Source organism: Nocardioides marmoriginsengisoli (assembly GCF_003725695.1).
GTDB lineage: Bacteria > Actinomycetota > Actinomycetes > Propionibacteriales > Nocardioidaceae > Marmoricola > Marmoricola marmoriginsengisoli.
On sequence record NZ_RJSE01000003.1, the window covers coordinates 101348 to 123274 of the forward strand.

The 21927-nt window shown below is 71.4% G+C and carries 19 protein-coding genes; 10 read left to right on the forward strand and 9 right to left on the reverse strand.

The window, feature by feature from the left end; all coding sequences use genetic code 11:
- Window positions 1-8 precede the first annotated feature (8 nt).
- Window positions 9-329 carry a DUF4235 domain-containing protein gene (locus tag EFK50_RS02480; RefSeq protein WP_246003996.1) on the forward strand — a complete coding sequence of 107 codons (321 nt, stop codon included), beginning with the start codon at window positions 9-11 and terminating at the stop codon, window positions 327-329.
- Window positions 330-395: 66 nt separating this feature from the next.
- Here EFK50_RS02480 and EFK50_RS02485 read toward each other — a convergent pair whose 3' ends face one another.
- The 3 genes from EFK50_RS02485 to EFK50_RS02495 form a co-directional block, all read right to left on the reverse strand.
- A complete protein-coding gene (locus EFK50_RS02485; protein ID WP_123225973.1) occupies window positions 396-686 on the reverse strand; it encodes a DUF4193 domain-containing protein in 291 nt (96 codons plus the stop codon).
- A 204-nt stretch (window positions 687-890) separates the two neighbouring features.
- Window positions 891-1706 (reverse strand): inositol monophosphatase family protein, encoded by an 816-nt coding sequence (locus tag EFK50_RS02490; RefSeq protein WP_123226583.1) that lies wholly within the window; start codon window positions 1704-1706, stop codon window positions 891-893.
- Window positions 1706-2791 (reverse strand): ferrochelatase, encoded by a 1086-nt coding sequence (locus tag EFK50_RS02495; protein WP_123225974.1) that lies wholly within the window; start codon window positions 2789-2791, stop codon window positions 1706-1708. Before EFK50_RS02495 ends, EFK50_RS02490 begins: the two co-directional genes overlap by 1 nt.
- Window positions 2792-2860: 69 nt before the next feature.
- On the opposite strand from EFK50_RS02495, the gene EFK50_RS02500 reads away from it, so the two are divergent.
- Both EFK50_RS02500 and EFK50_RS02505 read left to right on the forward strand, forming a co-directional pair.
- On the forward strand, window positions 2861-4042 hold the full coding sequence (locus EFK50_RS02500) for an MFS transporter (protein WP_123225975.1): 1182 nt from the start codon (window positions 2861-2863) through the stop codon (window positions 4040-4042).
- 9 nt (window positions 4043-4051) lie between these two features.
- Complete coding sequence (locus EFK50_RS02505; protein WP_123225976.1) at window positions 4052-5350, forward strand: D-arabinono-1,4-lactone oxidase; 1299 nt, start codon at window positions 4052-4054, stop codon at window positions 5348-5350.
- Between the two features lie 3 nt (window positions 5351-5353).
- Here the strand turns inward: EFK50_RS02505 and EFK50_RS02510 are convergent, their stop codons facing one another.
- The gene (locus EFK50_RS02510; protein ID WP_123225977.1) at window positions 5354-5983 is read right to left on the reverse strand and encodes a trimeric intracellular cation channel family protein; all 630 of its coding nucleotides are present in this window, start codon (window positions 5981-5983) and stop codon (window positions 5354-5356) included.
- Window positions 5984-6054: 71 nt separating this feature from the next.
- Between EFK50_RS02510 and sepH the strand changes: the two genes are divergently transcribed.
- Window positions 6055-7095, forward strand: a complete 1041-nt coding sequence (gene sepH / locus EFK50_RS02515; protein ID WP_183407666.1) for a septation protein SepH — start codon at window positions 6055-6057, stop codon at window positions 7093-7095.
- Between the two features lie 138 nt (window positions 7096-7233).
- Window positions 7234-9240, forward strand: coding sequence for an SDR family oxidoreductase (locus tag EFK50_RS02520; protein ID WP_123225979.1), 2007 nt, complete (start codon window positions 7234-7236; stop codon window positions 9238-9240).
- Window positions 9241-9331: 91 nt separating this feature from the next.
- On the opposite strand, the gene EFK50_RS02525 is transcribed toward EFK50_RS02520, so the two are convergent.
- Complete coding sequence (locus EFK50_RS02525; protein WP_123225980.1) at window positions 9332-10156, reverse strand: sulfurtransferase; 825 nt, start codon at window positions 10154-10156, stop codon at window positions 9332-9334.
- A 16-nt stretch (window positions 10157-10172) separates the two neighbouring features.
- On the opposite strand from EFK50_RS02525, the gene EFK50_RS02530 reads away from it, so the two are divergent.
- Window positions 10173-10826, forward strand: a complete 654-nt coding sequence (locus EFK50_RS02530) for a thymidine kinase (protein ID WP_123225981.1) — start codon at window positions 10173-10175, stop codon at window positions 10824-10826.
- 58 nt (window positions 10827-10884) lie between these two features.
- Here the strand turns inward: EFK50_RS02530 and EFK50_RS02535 are convergent, their stop codons facing one another.
- Genes EFK50_RS02535 through EFK50_RS02545 form a run of 3 tightly spaced genes read right to left on the reverse strand, consistent with a single transcriptional unit; the run spans window position 10885 to window position 15381 of the window.
- Window positions 10885-12018, reverse strand: a complete 1134-nt coding sequence (locus EFK50_RS02535; protein WP_123225982.1) for an alkaline phosphatase family protein — start codon at window positions 12016-12018, stop codon at window positions 10885-10887.
- 5 nt (window positions 12019-12023) lie between these two features.
- The gene (locus EFK50_RS02540; protein ID WP_123225983.1) at window positions 12024-12611 is read right to left on the reverse strand and encodes a DUF5998 family protein; all 588 of its coding nucleotides are present in this window, start codon (window positions 12609-12611) and stop codon (window positions 12024-12026) included.
- 34 nt (window positions 12612-12645) lie between these two features.
- Window positions 12646-15381, reverse strand: coding sequence for a bifunctional acetate--CoA ligase family protein/GNAT family N-acetyltransferase (locus EFK50_RS02545; protein ID WP_246003997.1), 2736 nt, complete (start codon window positions 15379-15381; stop codon window positions 12646-12648).
- A gap of 121 nt (window positions 15382-15502) precedes the next feature.
- On the opposite strand from EFK50_RS02545, the gene EFK50_RS02550 reads away from it, so the two are divergent.
- Genes EFK50_RS02550 through EFK50_RS02565 form a run of 4 tightly spaced genes read left to right on the forward strand, consistent with a single transcriptional unit; the run spans window position 15503 to window position 21372 of the window.
- Window positions 15503-17965 (forward strand): DNA gyrase/topoisomerase IV subunit A, encoded by a 2463-nt coding sequence (locus EFK50_RS02550; protein ID WP_123225984.1) that lies wholly within the window; start codon window positions 15503-15505, stop codon window positions 17963-17965.
- Between the two features lie 4 nt (window positions 17966-17969).
- Window positions 17970-18701, forward strand: a complete 732-nt coding sequence (locus EFK50_RS02555; protein ID WP_123225985.1) for an LppX_LprAFG lipoprotein — start codon at window positions 17970-17972, stop codon at window positions 18699-18701.
- Window positions 18698-20473, forward strand: a complete 1776-nt coding sequence (locus EFK50_RS02560; protein ID WP_123225986.1) for an MFS transporter — start codon at window positions 18698-18700, stop codon at window positions 20471-20473. The genes EFK50_RS02555 and EFK50_RS02560 overlap by 4 nt, the downstream gene beginning before the upstream one ends.
- Complete coding sequence (locus tag EFK50_RS02565; protein ID WP_123225987.1) at window positions 20473-21372, forward strand: ferredoxin family protein; 900 nt, start codon at window positions 20473-20475, stop codon at window positions 21370-21372. The genes EFK50_RS02560 and EFK50_RS02565 overlap by 1 nt, the downstream gene beginning before the upstream one ends.
- Here the strand turns inward: EFK50_RS02565 and EFK50_RS02570 are convergent.
- The gene (locus EFK50_RS02570) at window positions 21362-21913 is read right to left on the reverse strand and encodes a YdeI/OmpD-associated family protein (protein WP_123225988.1); all 552 of its coding nucleotides are present in this window, start codon (window positions 21911-21913) and stop codon (window positions 21362-21364) included. The two genes, EFK50_RS02565 and EFK50_RS02570, sit on opposite strands and share 11 nt — an antisense overlap.
- Window positions 21914-21927 lie beyond the last annotated feature (14 nt).

The window sequence follows — 21927 nt, forward strand, 5'->3', positions numbered from 1 at the left end:
ATCCGACCGTGCACGAACCCGAGGTGAAGATGTCGAAGTCCGAGGAGCAGGAGAGCTCGAAGATCTGGGGAGCGTTCTCCCTGGTCTCGGCGCTGCTCGCCGCCACCGTGGCCCGCAAGGGACTGAACGCCTCCTGGAAGGCGGCCACCGGCAAGGAGCCGCCGGCCAACCCGGCCGATCCCGACGTCGCGATGCGCGAGGCCCTGCTCTGGGCCGCTGTCAGCGGCACCCTGATCGCGGTGGTCCGGATGCTGGCAACCCGACGTGCCGCCGACTACTACGCTCGCTCGACGGGCAAGCTCCCGCCCGGGCTACGCGCCGACGCCTGACCCGGCAACGCGAACGGCCGCCGACCCCATCGGGGTTCGGCGGCCGTTTCGCGTGCGGTCCTGCGGTCAGATGCAGTCCCGGCAGATCAGCTTCTTCTCGTCAGCCAGCTGGCTGCGGTGATGCACCAGGAAGCAGCTCATGCAGGTGAACTCGTCGTCCTGACGAGGCATCACCTCGACGGCGAGCTCTTCGTGACTCAGGTCGGCGCCGGGCAGCTCGAACGACTCGGCTGCTTCGGTCTCGTCCTCGTCGACCTTGCCGGAGTTCTTGTCGTGCCTGCGCGCCTTGAGCTCTTCGAGGCTGTCCTCGTTCTGCTCTTCCTCAGTCTTGCGTGGTGCGTCGTAATCAGTAGCCATCGTCCCTCTCCTGCCCCCGTCCTCTGTCCCCGTTGCCGGGCCGGTCCAGGCTCATTTCCCTGAACCGCGCCGGGCTTTTCTCCCCGGGCCGCCTCAATGAGACGGCGGGCAGATTGTGCACCACAACGAACGAAAGTGCACGTTCACCGCGCGATTGCGCCCAACGGATTCACACAACACCCGCCCGGGGCTGGTTGTTCCCGCTCAGAGCCGCTCTTTCGAGGCCCCGGATTCCACAAATCCGCACTCCTCGACGGCGGCCCGGAACCCCGGGTAGGAACCCGCCGGAGCGGCCACGACCAGGATGCGTCCGGCCACCCCGGTCAGGACCTCCGAGTCGGCTCCGGCCTCGTGCGCGATGACCCGTCCGCCGACGTAGTCCCACGGTCCCCCGATGCCCTCCTCGACGTAGCCGTCGAGGAGTCCGTCCGCGACCGCGCACAGGTCCAGGGCGCAGGAGCCGTTGCGGCGGATGTCGGCGATCCGCGGCAGCAGCGCGGTCAGCGTCGTGGTCTGGCTGACCCGCAACGCACGCTCGTAGGAGAACCCGGTGCCGACCAGCGCACTGCCCAGCGGAACCGGGTCGGCGACCCGCAGCGGACGACCGTTGCACCAGGCACCGCCGCCGAGGGCGGCGCTGTACTCGAGGCCGAGGGCTGGCGCGTGCACCACCCCGACCGCGGGCACCCCGTCGACCTCGATCCCGATCGCGACCGCGTAGTGCGGCAGTCCGTGGGCGTAGTTCACCGTCCCGTCGATCGGGTCGATGATCCAGCGCACCCCGGAGGCCCCCTCCCGGGACGCGCCCTCCTCACCGAGCAGGCCGTCGTCCGGACGCGCGGCCAGGACCCGGTCCTGGATCAGGGCCTCGCTGGCCCGATCGGCCTCGGTGACGATGTCGGTCGCGCTGCTCTTGGTCTCCGCGATCCGCACTCCGGCCGCGCGCTTGGCCAGGATGAGCTCGCCGGCCTCGCGGGCGATCGCCGTCGCGAGGATCCGCAGCTCCTCGAGGTCGGTCATCAGTCCGACCCGCAGAGCGCCGGTCGCGGCCCTCTCGGGTTGGCGCAGCACCCGGGTGCGCAGACGTCCCAGGCCGCCGGAGCCGGACCCACCACGGCCCGCTCGATCTCCTGGCCGCGCTCGACAGCGGCGCGCTCGAGGAGCAGCTCCCGGACCATCGCGACGAAGCGCGGGTCCACGCCCGCCGTGGCGGCCCGCTCGCAGGCCATCCCCAGGTCCCGTGCGGTCGCCATCGCCTCGGTGTCGAGGTCGTAGATGACCTCCATGTGGTCGGAGACGAACCCGATCGGCACCAGCACGGCTCCGGGTACGCCGGCCTTGTTCAGCGCCGCCAGGTGGTCGTTGACGTCCGGCTCCAGCCAGGGCATCGACGGCGGCCCGGAGCGGGAGCAGTAGACCAGCGCGGACGGGTACCGGTGCCCGGTCTCGTCCTGGACCCGGTCGCTGATCTCGTCCATCACCACCCGGTGCTGGTAGACGTAGGCGTCGCCGATCGGCCCGCTGCCCGCATTCATCACCTCCGGGATGGAGTGCGTGACGAAGACCAGGTGCGCCTCGTGCCGGGCGTCGTCGGGGAGCTGGGCCAGGGCGGCCAGCGTGGCGTCCACGTTCGGCTCCACGAAGCCCGGGTGGTTGAAGTAGGCCCGCAGCCGGTCCAGCTGCGGTGCACCCGGTATGGCGGCAGCGGCGTCGGCCAGGTTCTCCCGGTACTGCCGGCATCCCGAGTAGGACGAGTACGCCGAGGTCACGATGCAGGCGGCCCGGCGGATCCCGTCGGCCTTCATCTGCTCCAGCGCATCGGTCAGGTACGGGTCCCAGTTGCGGTTGCCCCAGTAGACCGGCAGGTCGAGACCGTTGCTGGCGAAGTCCTCCCGGATCGCCGCGAGCAGCGCCCGGTTCTGGTCGTTGATCGGGCTGCGGCCGCCGAAGAGCTCGTAGTGCGCGCCGACCTCGACGAGGCGCTCGTCCGGGATGTTCTTCCCGGTCGTGACGTTGCGCAGGAAGGGCACCACGTCCTCGGGCCGTTCCGGACCGCCGAAGGAGACCAGTAGCAGGGCGTCGTACGGATCGGGACCGGAAGGCATGGTCCGAATGCTACGAGGCCGGGAAACCGAGATGAGATCGGCTGCCCGAACGGATAGCCTCGGCTAGCCATGCTCGACTCCTACCGCCGCGTCTTCGCCCATCCAGGAAGCGCGTCGTTCTCGGCCACCGGCCTGATCGCCCGGCTGCCGATCTCGATGATGACGCTCGGCATCGTCATCCTGGTCAGCACCCTGTCGGGGTCCTACGGGCTGGCCGGTCAGGTCTCGGCCGCGTTCGTGATCGGCAACGCGGTCGTGGCGATCGCGCACGGCAGGCTGGCCGACCGGTTCGGCCAGACCAGGGTCCTGTACGTCGACGCGGTGGTCTTCGCCCTGGCCACCGGACTGCTCGTGCACTCGGTCACGGCCGACTGGGCGAACCCGGTGCCGCACCTGTTCGCCGCGCTGTCCGGCGCCGCGATGCCGCAGATCGGCTCGATGGTCCGTGCCCGCTGGGCGAACCTGGTCTCCTCCGACCAGGAACGGCACACCGCGTTCGCCGTCGAGGCCGTCGTCGACGAGCTCGTCTTCGTCACCGGTCCCGGCCTGGTCACCTTCCTCTCCACCCTCTACGCCCCGCAGACGGGCCTGCTGGTGGCGCTCGCGCTCGGCACCGTCGGGACCGTCGTGCTCGCGCTGCAGACCCGGACGGCCCCGCCGGCCCACCCGGTGACCCGGGAGACCAAGACCGACCCGCTGCCCTGGGGGCGGCTGGTGCCGATCGCGCTGGCCGCGATCGCGATGGGCTGCCTGTTCGGCGCCCTGGAGGTCGCCACCGTCGCGGTCGCCGAGGACGACGGGCACAAGGCGGCGTCCGGCGCCCTGCTCGGGGTGTTCGCCCTCGGCAGCATGGGAGCCGGCATCGTGGCCGGCGCGATCCACTGGAAGTCCAGCGACCTGCGCCGGTTCCAGGGCGGCATCGCACTGCTGGCCCCGGCGATGCTGGTGCTGCCGTTCGTCTCCCACCTGGTCCCGCTGGGCCTGGTCCTCTTCGTGATCGGCACCGCGCTCGCCCCCACCCTGATCGCGATCGTCTCGCTGCTGGAGGGGTCGACGCCGCGATCACGGCTCACCGAGGCGATGGCGGTCTTCCAGACCGGCATCTCCGGCGGCATCGCTCCCGGCGCCTACCTGGCCGGGGTGGTCGCCGACCACGCCGGCGGGTCGCCGGCGTACTGGGTCTGCGCCGGCGCGGCCGGGTTCGCCCTGATCGCGGCGCTCAGTTGCCGTCCAGCCCCGGTTGCCGACTAACCTGCCGCCATGAGCACCGAGTGGCGCAACTGGTCCGGCCTGACGACGACCACTCCGAGCGAGGTGATCCGACCGGCCGGCGTCGCCGACGTGGTCGCCGCGACCGAGCGGGCCCGCGAGCTCGGCACCACCGTGAAGATGCCCGGCACCGGCCACTCCTTCACCGGCATCGCCGCGCCGGAGGGGATCCGGCTCGACCCGGCCGGCATGTCCGGGCTGATCGCGGTCGATGCCGAGAACCTGACCGTCACCGCGCACGCCGGCACCCCGCTGCACGTCCTCAACGCAGCGCTGGAGTCGCACGGCCTGTCGCTGCACAACATGGGCGACATCGCCGAGCAGACCATCGCCGGCGCGACCTCCACCGGCACCCACGGGACCGGCGGGCTGGTCGCCTCGCTCAGCGCCCAGATCGCCGGGCTCGAGCTGGTCACCGGCACCGGGGAGACGCTGCGCGCCGACGCGGACACCAACCCCGACGTCTTCGCGGTCGCGCGCCTGGGCCTCGGCGCGCTCGGCATCCTGACGTCGATCACCTTCAAGGTCGAGCCGATGTTCACCCTGGAGGCGCACGAGTTCCCGATGCTCTGGGACGAGGCGATCGCCCGGTTCGACGAGCTCACCGAGCAGAACCACCACGCGGAGATGTACTGGTTCCCGCACACCGACCGGATCCTCGCCAAGGAGAACAACCGCACGCTCGACGAGCCGGCGCCCCTGGGCAAGGTGCGGCACTGGGTCGATGACGAATTGCTCTCCAACAAGCTGTTCGGCCTGGTCAACCGGATCGGCAACCTACGCCCCTCGCTGATCCCGCGGATGAGCAACCTCGCCGGGCAGGCGCTCTCCGAGCGCACCTACTCCGACGCCCCGCACCGCGTCTTCACGTCGTCGCGCTCGGTGGTCTTCCGCGAGATGGAGTACGCCGTCCCGCGCGAGGTCGGCCTGGCCGCACTCCAGGACGTCCGCCGCTGGATCGACGCCTCCGGGATCAGCATCTCCTTCCCGATCGAGGTGCGCACCACCCCGGCCGACGACATCGCGCTCTCGACCTCCTCGGGCCGCGACTCGATGTACCTCGCCTTCCACATGAACGCGCAGACCGACCACACCGCCTACTTCAAGGGCGTCGAGGACATCCTCCGCGGGTACGACGGCCGCCCGCACTGGGGCAAGCTCAACACCCGCACCGCGGCGGACCTGGCGCCGGCGTACCCGCGCTGGGAGGAGTTCCAGAAGCTCCGCGACCGGCTCGACCCGGACCGGATCTTCAGCAACACCTACCTGCGTCGCGTCCTGGGCGACTGAGCCCTAGACGCTCGCCGGTCCGCTGGCCACCGGGGCGCGCCAGTTCCGCAGGATCGCGAGCACCCTCCACCCGAAGCACAGGACCACGCCGGGGATCGCCACCGCCGCCAGCGCCCAGCCCTGCTCGTGCGCGAACACGGCCCAGGCCGCGCCGGCCAGTGCCGGGGTCGCGTACAGCTCGCTGGAGAAGACGATCGGGACCCGGCCGGCGAGGAGGTCGCGCAGCATGCCGCCGCCGATCCCGGCCACCATCCCCAGCAACGCGGCCGGAATCGGTCCGAGCCCGTAGTCGAGCGCCTTGAGCGCGCCGGTCACGCAGAAGAGCCCCAGCCCGGCCGCGTCGAAGATGTTCACGACCCGCTCCATCTTGCCGAGGGCCGGATGGAAGACGAAGGTGGTCAGTCCGGCGACGACCGGGACCAGCAGGTAGCGCCAGTCGGCGAGCGCCGCGGGCGGGGTCGCGTCGATGAGGACGTCGCGCAGGAAACCGCCGCCGAGACCGGTAGCGCCGGCCAGCACGATCACGCCGAAGACGTCGAGGTGCTTGCGCACCGCCACCAGCCCGCCGGAGATCGCAAAGACGAAGATCCCGACGAGCTCGAACGTCAGCAAGAGGGGCGAGTCGTCGATCATGTCGTGAGCCTAATGAGGCTGCCGGTGAAGGTAGGCTCGGCCCCACGCGGAAAATGAAGGAGTCGGCAACGATGCAGCACCTCACCCCGGTGGGGCTGAACCAGGACGGCACTGAACTCGTCCTGACCAGCGACTCGGGCGAGGAGTTCGCCGTACGGGTGGATCAGCGCCTCCGGACCGCGTTGCGGGGTGACAATGCACGACTCGGCCAGTTGGAGATGAAGATGGAAAGCGCACTTCGACCGCGCGACATCCAGTCGCGGATCCGCGCCGGCGAGTCCGCGGAGGACGTCGCCGCGGCGGCGCAGACGACGGTCGACGCGATCATGGCGTTCGCCGCCCCGGTCCTCGCCGAGCGCGCGCACGTGGCTCAGACCGCGGTCAAGTCGTCGATCCGCCGCGCCAGCGCCGACTCCAGCCCGGTCGGCCGCACCCTCGACGAGGCTTCCCGCCAGCACCTGATGGCGATCTCCGTCCGCGCCGACCAGGTCGAGTGGGACGCCTGGCGCCGTGACGACGGCCGCTGGCACCTGGCCGGGATGTACGAGGCCCAGGGCAGCGTGCACCTGGCGGAGTTCACCTACGACCAGCCCGGGCGCTACGTGGTCGCGGACAACGACGAGGCCCTGCTGCTGACCGGCGAGGCGACCGCACCGGCAGCTGCCGCCGAGCCAACCGGACGCCGTCTCGCGGCCGTCCCGGCTCCGGGAGCCGAGGAGCTGCCGCTGGGCGACGACGCCCTCGAGCTGGTCCGTGAGCGCGAGGTCGAGACGCCTGCCGAGCCGACGCCCGAGCAGCCCCCGGTCGCCGAGGCGACCGTCGAGGTTCCGGTGACCGCGGCTCCTGTCGCCGAGGCTCCGGCGTCCGAGCAGGGGGCCTTCGACGACCTCGGCGCGGACCACGCGGACGCCGACTGGATCGCCGTCGTCCCGGACGAGGCACCGGTGGCACCCACCGACGAACGGCCCGCGGACGAGCCCGCCGAGGAGCCCGCCGGGGAGGCCGTGGACGTGGCCCCCGAGCCGGTCGAGGACGCCCCGCCCCGCAAGAAGGGACGGTCGTCGGTCCCGAGCTGGGACGAGATCATGTTCGGCGGCGGCAAGAACGACTGACGGGGCCTCGGCCCTACCTACGGTCGCGTACTGGACGCGTTGGTTACTGCTCAGTAACATCGCGCCAGTGCGTGACGCCACGGCGCGTTGCGAGTTGAATGAATCATCTCCGTCAGCCAAGCAGATAGAAGAGGCTCCATGTCCTACTTCGTCACCGGCGCCACCGGGTTCATCGGTCGCTTCCTCGTCAGCGAGCTCCTCGAGAACCGCACGGGCGAGATCTACCTGCTCTGCCGAGAAGGCTCGCGCGGCCGTCTCGACGCGCTGATCAAGCAGTGGGGCGGCAGCTCGCGCCTGGTCCCCGTCGTCGGCGACCTGCGGGCCGACCAGCTCGGCGTCGACCCGGAGTGGATCGCCGAGAACACCGGCAAGATCGACCACTTCTTCCACCTGGCCGCGATCTACGACATGACCGCGAGCGACGAGATGAACGAGGAGCTCAACGTCGGCGGCACCCGCGCCGCGCTCTCGCTGGCCGGCGCCGTCGAGGCCGGCATCTTCCACCAGGTCTCCTCGGTGGCCGCGTCCGGCGACTACCGCGGCCTCTTCGACGAGACGATGTTCGACGAGGGCCAGAACCTCCCCTCCGCCTACCACCGGACCAAGTTCGAGTCGGAGCGGATCGTCCGCGAGGAGTCCCCGGTGCCGTGGCGGGTCTACCGGCCCGCGGTCGTGGTCGGGCACTCCGAGACCGGCGCGATGGACAAGATCGACGGTCCTTACTACTTCTTCCCGGTGTTCAAGCGGATGCGCGACAACCTGCCGTCCTGGCTGCCGCTGGCGGGTCTGGACCTGGGTGACACCAACGTGGTCCCGGTCGACTTCGTCGCCAAGGCGATGGACCACCTCGGGCACCTGCCCGACCGCGACGGCGAGGCCTTCCACCTGGTCAACCCGGAGCCGCAGAACACCATCGACCTGGTCAACACGTTCGCCGCCGCTGCGAAGGCACCGCAGTTCGCGGTCCCCCTCGACCGCAGCGTCACCAACCGGCTGCCGACCGCCCTGCTCCCCCGCCAGTTCCGTCCCGGCGCGCTGATCGGCGCGGCGCTGCGGACTCCCCCGGCGCACCTGCTGCTGAACCAGACGATGGGGCGGCTCGGCGTACCGGCCGAGGTGCTCGAGCACGTCTCCTTCCCGACCGTGTACGCCTCCAAGGCGACCCAGAAGGCGCTGGCGGGCTCCGGCATCGCCGTACCGGATCTGGAGTCGTACGCCGGCGCGCTCTGGTCCTACTGGGAGGAGATGCTCGACGACTCGATCACCTCCGACCGGGCGACGGTCTCCGCGCTCAAGGGCAAGACCGTCGTGATCACCGGCGCCTCCTCCGGGATCGGCCTGGTGACCGCGGTCCAGGTCGCCAAGGCCGGCGCGATCCCGATCCTGGTGGCCCGCGGCAAGGACAAGCTCGAGTCCACCAAAGCGCTGATCGAGAGCCAGGGCGGGACGGCGTACGCGTACGGCTGCGACCTCTCCGACCTGCAGGCGATCGACGCCCTCACCCAGCAGCTGTCCGGCGACTTCGAGCACATCGACTACGTGGTCAACAACGCCGGCCGCTCGATCCGGCGCTCGCTGAAGCTCTCCGAGGACCGGTTCCACGACTTCGAGCGCACCATGCAGCTGAACTACTTCGGCGCGATCCGGCTGATCATGGGGCTCCTGCCGAAGATGCGCCAGCAGAAGTCCGGGCACATCGTGAACATCTCCTCGATCGGCGTGCTGACGAACCCGCCGCGGTTCAGCGCGTACGTCGCCTCGAAGGCCGCGCTGGACGCCTGGAGCAACGTGGTCTCCAGCGAGCTCGTCGGCGACGGGGTCTCGTTCACCTCGATCCACATGCCGCTGGTCCGGACGCCGATGATCGCGCCCACCAAGATGTACGACCGGTTCCCGACGATCAGCCCCGGGCAGGCCGCGCAGAAGGTGATCTCGGCGCTGGTCGACCGGCCGCACGAGATCAACACCCTCACCGGCAACCTGGGCTCGCTGGCGCACACCCTGGCGCCGAAGGTCGCCTTCCGGGTGCTGCACCTGGCCTACCAGATCTTCCCGGACTCGGCGGCGGCCCGCGGCGAATCCCCGCCCGCCCCCACCTCCGAGCAGGCGATGATGGCCCGGGTCCTCAAGGGCGTCCACTGGTAGGTCGAATAGGCCCGTCTTGTCCGTTGAACAGGCCCGTCTTGCCCGTTGAATCGGCCCGTTCAGTCGGCGGCCGTGGTCGGTTGAGTCCGGTCTACGGATTCGACCCGGTCGCGACCGGCCGGGACGGGTCCGCGACCCACTCGCTCCACGACCCCGGGTAGAGCGCGGCGTCGATCCCGGCATGGGCCAGCGCCAGTACGTCGTGGGCCGCCGTCACCCCGGACCCGCAGTACACGCCGACCTCGGCGCCGTCGGTCACGCCCGAGGCGGCGTACAGGGCGGCGATCTCGGCCGGGGACCGGAAGGTCCCGTCGGTGCGGAGGTTGGTGCCGGTCGGCACGTTCACCGCCCCCGGGACATGGCCTGCGACCGGGTCGACCGGCTCGACGTCGCCCCGGTAGCGCTCCGCGTTGCGGGCATCGACGAGCACGGCCCGCTCGGCGAAACCGAGGACGTCGTCGACCTCGATCACCGGCAGCACCCCCGGACCGGGCTCGAAGTCACCTCGCATCGGCAGCCGCATGCCGGTCTCCACTGCGCCACCGGCGGCGACCCAAGCGGACCAGCCGCCGTCGAGCACCCGGACATCCGGGTGGCCGTGGTGCCGCAGCAGCCACCAGGCACGCGCCGCCGCGCGGCCCTGCCAGTCGTCGTAGACGACGACGGGGAGGTCGGCGAAGACCCCGGCCCAGCGCATCGCGGCGCCGAACCTCGCCGGGTCCGGCAGCGGGTGCCGGCCTCGCGGTCCCGGCTCGGAGGCGAGGGCCTTGTCCAGGTCGACGTACTGGGCCTCCGGGACGTGCCCGAGCATGAACTGCTCACCGCCCGGGGGCCCGCCCAGCTGGTAGCGGACGTCCAGGACGGTCACGTCGTCGAGGACGGCGTTCAGTTCGGAGGCTGAGATCAACACGCTCATGGCATGATCCTCCCCGATGGCTGAACTCCAATTCTTCACCGGGACCATGGATTCCGGGAAGAGCACGCTCGCGCTGCAGACGAACCACAACCATGCCGCCAGGGGCAGGGTGGGTCGGATCTTCACCACGCACGACCGCGCCGGCGAAGCGATCTTGTCCTCGCGGCTGGGTCTGGAGCACGACGCCCTCGAGGTGACCGCGGACTTCGACTTCTGGCGCTACGTGGTGGACTCGCTGACCCACGGCGCCCGGATCGACTACCTGATCTGCGACGAGGCCCAGTTCTACGCACCGCTGCAGATCGACCAGCTCGCCCGGGTCGTCGACGAGCTGCAGATCGACGTGTTCGCCTTCGGCATCCTCTCCGACTTCCGGACCGAGCTCTTCGACGGCTCGCGCCGGCTGGTCGAGCTCGCCGACCGGACCCACGTGCTCCAGGTCGAGGCGCTCTGCTGGTGCGGCAAGCGGGCCACCCACAACGCGCGTACCGAGAACGGCGAGATGGTCACCGAGGGCGAGGTGATCGTCGTCGGGGACGTCGAGGACCGAGGGGTCGAGCCCGCCGAGGTCTCCTACGAGGTGCTCTGCCGCCAGCACCACCGCCGGAAGATGACGGCCGCACGGGCGAAGGCGGTCTCGATGGTGAGCGAGCCGCTCCCGTTCCGCTGACCCAAAGGGCCCGCTCAAGGGTCAACAACGGCCTATTGAACGGACGAGAACGGCCTGTTCAACAGACGAGGATCGGGATCTCCATCTCGTACGGCGTCAGGGAGCCGTGGAAGCCGACGAGCATGTTCTCGTAGGGGAAGTCGGCCATGCTGATCAACGCGGTCCGGCCGCGGGCGGCGACGACCACGTCACCGAGGCGGGGGCGGACCTGCGGCGCCACGGCACCGAACCAGCCGCGCTCGATGGCCTCGTCGCGGGCGAGCACCTCGGCCCGGTCGCCGAGGAACTCCCGCCAGGTCGCCAGCACGTCGTCGACGGCCCGCCCGGCGCAGTACAGGTGCCGGAACCGGGCCTCGCCGCCGACCAGCTGGATCCCCGAGCGCAGCTCCGGGTGCTCGTCGATGTCGATCCGGTGCTCCGCCGGGCAGTCGACCATCCCGTGGTCGGCCACGACGACCAGCCGCACGCCCGGGTCCAGCGACTCCCGCAGCTGCTCGACGCTGGCGTCGACCGCGGAGAGCTGCGCCCGCCACTGCGCCGAGTCCACGCCGTACCGGTGGCCGGTCCAGTCGAGGTCGCCGTCGTAGACGTAGGTCACCGAGGGGCTGTCCGAGGACGCAGTCACGGCGGCGGCGATCCGCTCACCGATCTTGTCGCCCTCGATGAAGTCCGCGCCGCGGAACCCGCTCAGGGTCAGCCCGGAGTCCATGAACTCGCGCTTGCTCACCACGGTGGCGCTGACGCCGACCTTCCGCAGCCGCGCGAACGCGCTCGGGTGCGGCTGCCACTCGGCCGGATCGACCACCTGCTTGTCCCAGAACAGCGCGTTGAGCAGCTTCTCGGTGCCAGGGATCCGCGAGGTGAAGCCGACCAGGCCGTGCTCCCCCGGCGTCATCGCGGTGCCGAGCGAGGTCAGGCTGGTGGCCGTCGTCGACGGCACCCCGGCGACCCCGGAGGTGTTCTGAGGCAGGCCCAGCAGCTCGTGCAGGTACGGCGCGTGCTCGGCGTGCTGCGCGATCAGCCGGTGACCGAGACCGTCGACCAGGAAGATCACGTACCGCTGGGCCGGCGGCAGCACCAGGGTGGTCTCGTGGAAGCCGACGTCCACCCCGAGCGCGGTCGCGACCGCTGGCAGCACGTCGCCCAGCGAGCGGCCGCCGTACGACGGCTCGACGAACCCGGGAGTGGTCACCGGGGTCAGCCCTGGGCGCTGGCGGAGAGGCTCTCGGCGAACGCCAGCAGCCGGTCCACCGAGGCCTGGCCGTCAGCGGCGGAGCTGACCCGGATCGAGAAGTCGTCGGAGGCCACCACCCCGGTGTAGCCGTGGTCTGCCTCGCACTGCGGGTCCGAGCAGCTGGCCGGCTCCAGGTCGATCCGGTTGATCCCGCCCCAGCCGATGGTCAGCACGGCCTCGGCGGGCGACGGGATCGCGCCCGGGGTCGCGTTGGCCGGGTTGGCGACCATCCGGTTGACCACCACGGACTTGACCTGCTCAAGCTTGACGGCCTCGGTCGAGGTCGAGGTGTACGGCTCCGGGAGCAGGTCGTCGGGGGCGTGCTCGTCGGTGTGGCAGAGGATCAGCCGGGTCGGGGTCAGCACCACCACGGTGATGTGCCGGCGCACCTCGTCGCGGTCGATGGTCGGCTCGTGGTGCACCAGGAACGAGGCCACCCGCTCGCCGGCGACGGCGGCGGCGACACCGGCGCGCACGACGGCCGGGTAGTAGCCGCTCTGCTCGATCGCGGCGTCCAACTCGGTGGTCTGGTCCTCAGACGTCACTGGCATGCCGGCCAGTCTGTCACGGCGGCCGGGGCCGGGCTCAGTCCGGGATCGTATCTCCGGGATGGGCCGTCATCCGGCGGGTGAACCAGTCCGAGCGCGGGTCCACGACCGGCTCCACCCGCACGGTGGCGTCCAGCACGGCGACCCCGTCCGCGGTCGCGTGCACCAGGCTCAGGTCGATGGCGCACACCTGCTGCAGGTCGTTCTTGAGCTGCGCCACCCGGCGCAGCAGGTCCTCGACCGAGTCGACGTCGACCGGGTCGCTGCCGCGGTGACCGAAGAGCAGCGGGGCAGCCCGGATCGACCGCACCGCTTCGGAGGCATCCAGCATGGTGATCGGCGGGATCAGGTAGGCCTTGTCCCCGACCAGCTCGGTGATCGCCCCGGAGATCGAGAACGAGACCGCCGGCCCGAACAACGGGTCCTCGAAGCCGTCCAGCCGGACCGGGACACCCGGCGGCGCCGTCTTCATCACCACGAACCCGGCGTCGTCGACGGTATTGGCGACCTTGCTGATCGCCTCGAAGGCGTGCCCCATCTCCTCCGCGTCGGCGATGTTGCGCCAGACGTGCGCCAGGTCGGGGCGCTGGCGCAGCGGCTCGGCGGTCGCCTTCAGGACGACGTCCCACCCGAACGTCTCGGCGGCGGCGACGGCTTCGGCCGCCGAGGTCACCTCGACCCGGTCCCACAGGTCGATGCCGTAGAAGCCGAGGAGCTGCTTCGACTCGGCGAACGTCAGGTCCCGCCCGTCCGGCGCGTCCATCAGGAACTCGGCGATCATCCGGGAGGCGGAGTCGTGGTCGACCCGGTCCAGGACCTCGTCGTCCTCCGGCTGCCGGGCCATCCAGGTCGCGTAGTCGACGACCCGGGAGAGCGCCCGGACTGCCTGCTCCACCGCGGGGTACGACGGCACCGAGCCGCGTCCAGCCGTGTTGCCGGCGAGGTCGGGGACGCGGAGCAGCTCGGGGACGCCCTCGCGCCCGAGGAAGCTGGAGACGATCGGCTTGTCGGACTGCTCGGCGACGGCGGCCAGCGCGTTGGCGACCTCGGCCCCGCCGGCGTTCAGCGGCGGGATGTAGATCGCCACGACGCCGTCCACGTCGGGGTCGTCGATCACCTTGTCGAGGGCCTCCTCGAAGTCCTCGGCACCGGCCTCCGCGCCGAGGGCCACCGACCGGGTGACCTCCAGCCCGCTGGCAGCGGCGGCGTCGGCGGCCAGCAGCCCGAGCGCGTCGGAGTTGCCGATCACCGCGACCCGGGAGCCGCGCGGCAGCGGCTGGTGGGCGAGCAGCTGGGCGACGTCGAACATCTCGTCGAGGGTGTCGACCTGGATGATCCCGGCCTGCCGGAACATCGCGTCGACGGCCGCGCCGGGCGCCTCGATCGCCCGCACCACGTGGCCCATCGGGACGCCCTGGGTGGTCCGGCCCGAACGCACCGCGATCACCGGCTTGCTGCGCGAGACCCGGCGCGCGATCCGGGAGAACTTGCGCGGGTTTCCGATCGACTCCAGGTAGAGCAGCACCACCTCGGTGGCGTCGTCCTCCTCCCAGTACTGGAGCAGGTCGTTGCCGGAGACGTCGGCGCGGTTGCCGGCGCTGACGAACGTCGAGAGGCCGAGTCCGCGACCGCGGACCTTCTCCAGGATCGCCGAGCCGAGGGCACCGGACTGGCAGAAGAAGCCGGCCCGCCCGCGCGGCGGCATGATCGGCGAGAGCGAGGCGTTCATGGCCACGTCGGCCGCGGTGTTGATCACGCCGAGAGCGTTCGGGCCGATCAGCCGCAGGCCGTAGGACCGGGCCAGCCCGACCAGCCGGCGCTGGCGCTTGCGGCCGTCCTCACCGGTCTCGGCGAAGCCCGAGGAGATCACGATCAGGCCGTGCACGCCCTTGGCGGCGCAGTCGAGCACGACGTCCTGGACGGCGTCGGCGGGCACCGCGACGATCGCGACGTCGACCTCACCGGGGATGTCCCCCACCCGCGCGTACGCCGGCATCCCGGCGACCGCGTCCGCGGCCGGGTTCACCACGTAGACCCGGCCCGAGTAGTCGCCGAGGACGAGGTTGCGGACCAGCACGGCGCCGATGGTGTCGGAGCGCCGTGAGGCACCGATCACCGCGACGCTCTTCGCACTGAGGAAGGACTCGATCGAGGCGGCCTCGGCGCGGTGCTCCCGGGCCGCCATCACGCCCATCGCGGTGTCGGTCGGGTCGATGTCGAACTCGAGGTGCATCACCCCCTCCTCCCAGCCGCCGGCCACCTGGTAGCCCTGCTCGTAGAAGACCTGGAGCATCCGCTGGTTGTCGGGCAGCACCTCGGCGGTGAACCGCTGGACACCGCGTTCGCGGGCCGCCTGGGCGAGGTGCTCGAGCAGCAGTTGCCCGATCCCCCGGCCCTGGTGGACGTCCTGGACCAGGAACGCGACCTCCGCCTCGTGGCCCTCGAGCATCTCGTAGCTGGCCACCGCCAGGATCTTGTCCGCAACGGTAAGCACGAAGGCCACCCGGTCCCGGTGGTCGACCTGGGTGAACCGGCGGACGTCCTTCTCGGAGAGCTTCGGCATCGGCGCGAAGAACCGGAAGTACTTGGACTGGTCCGAGACGTCGGCGTAGAAGGTGACCAGGCCGTCGGCGTCGTCCGGGGTGATCGGGCGGACGTGCGCGGTCCGGCCGTCGCGCAGCACGACGTCGGCCTCCCAGTGCGCGGGCCAGAGGTCCGGCTCGGCCACGTCGGCGGGGCCGGCCAGGGACGAGTCGGAATCGGCCGCGGTCACCCTCGCAATCTACCGGTCCCGGGTTACGGCCGTGCGACCGGAACGAGTCCGCTGCACGCCCGACGTCCGGGTCGGCGTGCCCCTGCGCGGGAATCTCTCTCCCTGTTGGGAGAATGCGCGCATGGCACGAGGAAGCACAGCACCCCCCGAGGACTTCGAAGAGCACATCGTCGACATCGACGTCGGCGACGAGATGAGAGCCAGCTTCCTGGAGTACGCGTACTCGGTCATCTACGCCCGTGCCCTTCCGGACGCCCGCGACGGCCTCAAGCCGGTCCAGCGCCGGATCCTCTACGCGATGCACGACATGGGCCTGCGCCCCGACCGCGGCCACGTGAAGTCCTCCCGGGTCGTCGGCGAGACGATGGGCCGGTTCCACCCGCACGGTGACACGGCGATCTACGACGCCCTGGTCCGCCAGGCCCAGTCCTGGTCGTTGCGGGTGCCCACGATCGACGGTCACGGCAACTTCGGCTCCCCCGACGACCCGCCGGCCGCGATGCGGTACACCGAGTGCCGGATGGCGCCGGCCGCGGTCGCGATGACCGCGACCATCGACGAGGACACCGTCGACTTCCGGCCCAACTACGACGGCCGTGAGGTCGAGCCGGCGGTGCTGCCGGCGGCGATCCCGCACCTGGTCGTCAACGGCGCGACCGGGATCGCGGTCGGGATGGCGACCAACCTGGCGCCGCACAACCTGATCGAGGTCGTCCAGGCGCTGCGGCACCTGATCACGCACCCGAACGCGGATGTCGACGCGCTGATGCGGTTCATCCCCGGACCGGACCTGCCCACCGGCGGCAAGATCATCGGCCTGGACGGCGTCCGGGACGCCTACGAGACCGGGCGCGGCTCCTTCAAGATGCGCGCCACCACCCGGATCGAGTCGGTCACCGCGCGGCGCAAGGGCATCGTGGTCACCGAGCTCCCGTACGGCGTCGGCACCGAGCGGGTGATCGAGTCGATCAAGAAGCTGGTCCAGGCCAAGAAGCTCCAGGGCATCGCCGACGTCAAGGACCTCACCGACCGGGAGAAGGGCCTGCGCCTGGTCATCGAGGTGAAGAACGGCTTCCACCCCGAGGCGCTCCTCGAGCAGCTCTTCAAGAGCACCCCCTTGGAGGACTCGTTCGGGATCAACGCGGTCGCGCTGGTCGACGGCCAGCCGCGCACGCTCGGTCTCAAGGAGATGCTGGAGGTCTTCCTCGGCCACCGCTTCGACGTCGTACGGCGGCGCTCGACCTACCGGCGCGGCAAGGCCGCCGACCGGCTGCACCTGGTCGACGGGCTCCTCCTCGCGATCCTCGACATCGACGAGGTCATCCAGCTGATCCGGACCAGCGACAACGCCGAGGCCGCCCGCGAGCGGCTGATCTCGGTCTTCGACCTCTCCGAGATCCAGGCCAACTACATCCTGGACATGCCGCTGCGCCGGCTCACCAAGTTCTCCAAGCTGGAGCTCGACAAGGAGCGCGACGAGCTGGCCGCGACGATCGCCGCGCTGGACGAGATCCTCGGCGACGAGACCAAGCTCCGCAAGGTGGTCTCCGACGAGCTCGCCGAGGTGGCGAAGACCTACGGCACCCCCCGTCGTACGGTGCTGCTGGAGTCGTCAGGGGTCGCGACTGCGGCCACGGCCACCCCGCTCGAGGTGGCCGACGACCCGTGCCACGTCTTCCTGTCCTCCAGCGGTCTGCTGGCCCGCAGCACCGACGTCGAGCCGCCGGGCGAGGGCGGGGCAAGGGCCCGGCACGACGTGGTCCTCTCGATGGTCCGCTCGACCGCCCGCGGCGAGGTGGGCGTGCTGACCACGGCCGGCCGGGTGCTCAAGCTCGGCGTGCTCGACCTGCCGACGCTGCCGAGCACCGCCAGTCACCCGAACCTCCAGGGCGGTGCGCCGGTCGGCGAGTTCCTGACCCTCGAGGCCGGCGAGCGCCCGCTGGCCCTGACCACCTTCGACCCGGAGTCCGCGGGCATCGCTCTGGGCACCGCCCAGGGCGTGGTCAAGCGGGTCAACCCGGAGTACCTGTCGGCGAAGGACGACTGGGACGTGATCGCGCTCAAGGAGAACGACACCGTCGTCGGTGCCGTCGAGCTGACGACCGGCCAGGAAGAGGTCTGCTTCATCACCGACGACGGCCAGCTGCTGCACTTCGGCGCGGCCGGGGTCCGCCCGCAGGGCCGGTCCGGCGGCGGTATCGCCGGCATCAAGCTCGGCGGCACGGCGAAGGCGTCCTGGTTCGGCGCGTTCGACCCGACCGACGCGGTGGTGGTCACCATCTCCGGCGCCAGCAGCGCGCTGCCGGGCACCGAGGCCGGCTCGGTCAAGGTCACCCCGTTCGCGGAGTACCCGGCGAAGGGCCGGGCCACGGGAGGTGTCCGCTGCCACCGGTTCCTGAAGGGCGAGGACACCCTGGTGTTCGCCTGGGCCGGACCGGCGCCGGCACGGGCGGCCGCGGCCAGCGGCGCACCGGTCGACCTCCCCGAGGCGAACGGCCGCCGCGACGGATCCGGGGTGCCGGGCAGCCAGCCGGTGACGGCCTGCTCGGGACCGGTCCGTTCGGTCGCCGACGTGGCAGGCTAGGCGCATGATCCTGCGGAACACCCGACGTCGCCCTGCCCGTCGTACGGCGTTCGCCGTGCTCGGCGCGCTTGTCCTGACGATCACCCTCGCCGGCTGCGGCAGCTCCGACGACGGCGCGTCGTCCCAGGGCGGCGACCCGATCGCGGCACTGACGGCGGCCAAGAAGAAGTTCGACGAGGCGTCGAGCGTGCACTTCACGATGGCGACGACGTCGAAGCCGGCCAAGGGCACCGACGCCGTCCTCGGCGCGAAGGGCACCCTGACCCACCAGCCGGCGTTCCAGGGCGAGGTGAAGGCGCTCTACATCGGGATCACCGCCGACATCCCGCTGATCGCGGTCGACGGCAAGGTCTACGCGAAGCTGCCGTTCTCGACCGGCTACGCGGTGATCAACCCGAAGGAGTACAGCGCTCCGGACCCGGCCACCTTCGCCGACCCGGCAGCCGGCATCTCCGGCCTGCTGCTCAAGCTCGAGGACGCGAAGAAGACCGGCGAGAAGCGCGACGGCAAGCTGGTGGTGACGACGTACGCCGGCACGCTGCCGGGAGCGCTGGTCGCCCCGATCATCCCGAGCGCCGACGCCGCCGGCACCTACCGGACCGTGGTCGGCATCGACGACGACGGCCGGATCGCGACGCTGGCGGTCACCGGCGACTTCTTCTCCGGCGGCGGCGACGTCACCTACGACCTGGCCTTCGACGACTACGGCAAGAACGTCACGATCTCCGCGCCGTGAGCCAGGACAGCACCCGGTCGCGCGGTTCGAGCGCCCTGCTGGCGCTCGCCGCGGTCGCGGTGGCGTTCGCCGCCGCCGACACCTACGTGGTGGTGCTGTCGCTGCCGGACATGATGGGCTCGGTCGGGCTCAGCATCGACGAGCTGCAGCGCGCGGCGCCGATCATCAGCGGGTTCCTGCTCGGCTACGTGGCGATGCTGCCGCTGATCGGCCGGATCGCCGACCTCCGCGGCCGGCTGCCGGTGCTGGTCGCCTCGTTGCTGGTCTTCGGCTTCGGGTCGCTGGTCACGGCGGCGGCGTACGACCTGCCGAGCCTGGTCACCGGCCGGTTCCTCCAGGGCGTCGGCGGCGGCGGGCTGGTGCCGGTGACACTGGCACTGGTGGCCGACATCTACCCGGTCGAACGACGCGGCGTCCCGCTCGGCATCGTCGGTGCGGTGCAGGAGCTCGGCAGCGTCCTCGGCCCCCTGTACGGCGCGGCGGTGCTCGCCTTCGGCGACTGGCGCGACATCTTCTGGATCAACCTGGCGGCCGGCCTGGTGCTCGCCGCCGGGGTGGCGGCACTGGGGCGCGGAGTCGAGCCCCGCCCACGACGCCGGTTCGACGTGGTCGGATTGACGCTGCTAGCGCTCTGGATCGCCGCCCTGCTGGTGGTGATGCGACAGCCGGAACGCCTGGTCACCTCGGTGCGCTGGGGTGGTCCGTTCGTCCCGTTCGGCGACGACGGCGAGTTCTTCGGCTCGATCTGGTTCTCCCAGGCCGGCCTGGTCACGATCGGCCTCGGCCTCGGCCTGCTGGCGTGGTTGCTGATCGCACCGGCCCGGGCGTTCGTGGACCTCCGCGACTGGTGGGCCAGCGTCCGGCAGGCCGACCTGCTCGGCGCCCTCCTGCTGGCGGTGCTGCTCGGCGGGGTGATCCTGGCGTTCGCGACCGCCGACCCCGAGGTCCAGGTGTTCTCCGACGCGGGACCGGTCTACCTCGGCACCGCCGCGCTCGCCGCTGTCGCGTTCGCGGTGCACCAGCGCCGGGCCGCCTCCCCGCTGATCCCCCGCGGCGCCTTCGGCGCGCGGCCCGCCTGGGGTTCGCTGCTGGTCAGCTTCTTCGTCGGCGCCGCGCTGATCGCCGCCCTGGTCGACATCCCGATCTTCGCCCGGGTCACCGTCTACGGCGACTCGCAGATCAAGGCGGCGCTGGTCCTGGTCGAGCTGCTGGTGGCGCTGCCGATCGGCGCCCTGATCGGCGGCTACCTGACCCGCGCCTACCCCTCCGGCCTGATCGCCGCGGCCGGGATGGCGCTCTCGTCGTTCGGCTTCTGGATGATGAGCACCTGGGACGTCGACGCGCTGCACCACCTCTCCTCCAGCGCCGTCCTGGCACTGACCGGTCTCGGGTTCGGCCTGGCACTGGCCCCCGTGAACGCCGCCCTGCTGGCGACCACCGAGCCGGCCGTGCACGGCGTCACCAGCGCGATGCTGGTCGTGAGCCGGATGGTCGGGATGCTGGTCGGTATCTCCGCGCTGACCACGATCGGGCTGCGGCGCTACTACGCGGTCTCCGGCGACTTCCCGGCGCCCAGCGAGGTCTGCGGCGGACCGACCCGCTGCGACCGGTACTCCGACCTGCTCCAGCACGCCGGGATCGAGCAGCTGCACGCGATCTTCATCGGCGCGTCACTCGCTGCGCTCCTGGCCGCCTTGCTGGCCGTCGTACTCTTCCGGGGCGCGGCAACGCGGGGCGCGCCCACCTCCCCGCTCCTGGGGATCGGCGGCTGATGACGACCACCTGCACCGACGCCACCGCCGCAGCCGGCGAGGCGCTGATCGGCTCGGCGCCGGACGCGATCGCCTGGGTCTGCCTGGAGCAGAACGGGCCGTGGGGCAAGAAGGCGTGGACCGACTCGCACCTGGACGTCGACCTCGGCCGCGCTATCGAGGAGGCGGCCGGCGTGCACGGCGTCCGGCCGAGCCTGATCCGGCGACCGGGGAAGCACGCCGACGCGACCACCGGGAGCGAGCGCGCCGTCCTGGTCGGCTACACGCACCCGGACGGATCCTGGCTGCTGACCGGCACGATCGCCGCTCCGGAGGCCCTGCTCGACCTCGACTGGGCTGCGGTGGCGGCCGGTGACGCGGAGGCGGTACGGCGCTCGCTCCCCGCGCTGGAACCGGACGATCAGCCGCGGCTGCTGGTCTGCACGAACGGCACCCGGGACACCTGCTGCGCCCGGCTCGGCCGGCCGGTCGCCGCCGCCGCGCTCGCCGCGCACCCGGGGCGGGTCTGGGAGGTCACGCACACCTCCGGGCACCGGTTCGCGGCCACCACGGTGCTGCTGCCCGCCGGCGTCCTGCACGGCCGGGTCCTGGACGCCGCCCCGCTGCTGGCGGCGGCGGATGCCGGAGAGGTCGTGCTCACCGGCTACCGCGGCCGGTCCACCTGGTCCGCCGGCGCCCAGGTCGCCGAGGAGCACGTACGGCGGACCGAGGGCATCACCGGGATCGACGACCTGGTCGTGGTTCCGGAGATCGACGCCTGGAGCGTGCGGCACCGCGACGGGCGACGCTGGTGGGTGGCCGTGAGCGCCTCGACCGGCGGCGAGCGCCCGCCGTCCTGCGGGAAGCCGGACGAGCCGTTCAAGAGCTACGTAGCGACAACGGTCAGCGTCACGCCGTGAGGCTCGCCACGACCCGTTCGACGGCCCGACCGCGGGCCGGAGCACCGACTGCCTTCAGCACCGGCAGGTACAGCAGGTAGCGCTCGCTCCGACTGAGCGCCTCGAATGCCGTCAGGGCAGCCGGGCGCGCCGTCAGCGCCGCGATCAGCTCCTCCGGCGGCTCCGCATCGCGTTGCGGCACGTACGCGGCTGCCCACCGGCCGTCCGCCTGGGCCGCAGCGATCTCGGCGTACCCCGGGTCCTGCATCCGTCCGGCCGCGATCAGCGCCTCCGCCTTGGCGACGTTCACCTGGGACCACGAGCTCCGCGCCGTACGGCGGCAGTAGCGCTGCAGGAACGAGATCTCGTCGAACCCCTTCCGCTGGGCGTCGATCCAGCCGAAGCAGAGCGCGCCGTCCAGGGCGTCCCCGATCGCCAGCAGTCCGGACCCGGCGTTCTTCTTGCCGATCCGCAACCACGCCTCCGAGGTGGTCTCCTGGTGGGCGGCGAGCCAGGCCGTCCAGGCGGCGCCGTCGGGGAACTCGAGAGGTTCGGCGGACATGCGACCAGCCTGCC

What these genes read in the sequence shown, in the direction of transcription:
- EFK50_RS02525 (WP_123225980.1), bottom strand. Translation starts at nt 10,156, where the DNA reads ATGAGCGTGTTGATCTCAGCCTCCGAACTGAACGCCGTCCTCGACGAC.
- EFK50_RS02485 (WP_123225973.1), bottom strand. Translation starts at nt 686, where the DNA reads ATGGCTACTGATTACGACGCACCACGCAAGACTGAGGAAGAGCAGAAC.
- EFK50_RS02495 (WP_123225974.1), bottom strand. Translation starts at nt 2,791, where the DNA reads ATGCCTTCCGGTCCCGATCCGTACGACGCCCTGCTACTGGTCTCCTTC.
- EFK50_RS02490 (WP_123226583.1), bottom strand. Translation starts at nt 1,706, where the DNA reads ATGACCGACCTCGAGGAGCTGCGGATCCTCGCGACGGCGATCGCCCGC.
- EFK50_RS02530 (WP_123225981.1), top strand. Translation starts at nt 10,173, where the DNA reads ATGGCTGAACTCCAATTCTTCACCGGGACCATGGATTCCGGGAAGAGC.
- EFK50_RS02565 (WP_123225987.1), top strand. Translation starts at nt 20,473, where the DNA reads ATGACGACCACCTGCACCGACGCCACCGCCGCAGCCGGCGAGGCGCTG.
- EFK50_RS02550 (WP_123225984.1), top strand. Translation starts at nt 15,503, where the DNA reads ATGGCACGAGGAAGCACAGCACCCCCCGAGGACTTCGAAGAGCACATC.
- EFK50_RS02570 (WP_123225988.1), bottom strand. Translation starts at nt 21,913, where the DNA reads ATGTCCGCCGAACCTCTCGAGTTCCCCGACGGCGCCGCCTGGACGGCC.
- EFK50_RS02520 (WP_123225979.1), top strand. Translation starts at nt 7,234, where the DNA reads ATGTCCTACTTCGTCACCGGCGCCACCGGGTTCATCGGTCGCTTCCTC.
- EFK50_RS02505 (WP_123225976.1), top strand. Translation starts at nt 4,052, where the DNA reads ATGAGCACCGAGTGGCGCAACTGGTCCGGCCTGACGACGACCACTCCG.
- sepH (WP_183407666.1), top strand. Translation starts at nt 6,055, where the DNA reads ATGCAGCACCTCACCCCGGTGGGGCTGAACCAGGACGGCACTGAACTC.
- EFK50_RS02510 (WP_123225977.1), bottom strand. Translation starts at nt 5,983, where the DNA reads ATGATCGACGACTCGCCCCTCTTGCTGACGTTCGAGCTCGTCGGGATC.
- EFK50_RS02540 (WP_123225983.1), bottom strand. Translation starts at nt 12,611, where the DNA reads ATGCCAGTGACGTCTGAGGACCAGACCACCGAGTTGGACGCCGCGATC.
- EFK50_RS02500 (WP_123225975.1), top strand. Translation starts at nt 2,861, where the DNA reads ATGCTCGACTCCTACCGCCGCGTCTTCGCCCATCCAGGAAGCGCGTCG.
- EFK50_RS02555 (WP_123225985.1), top strand. Translation starts at nt 17,970, where the DNA reads ATGATCCTGCGGAACACCCGACGTCGCCCTGCCCGTCGTACGGCGTTC.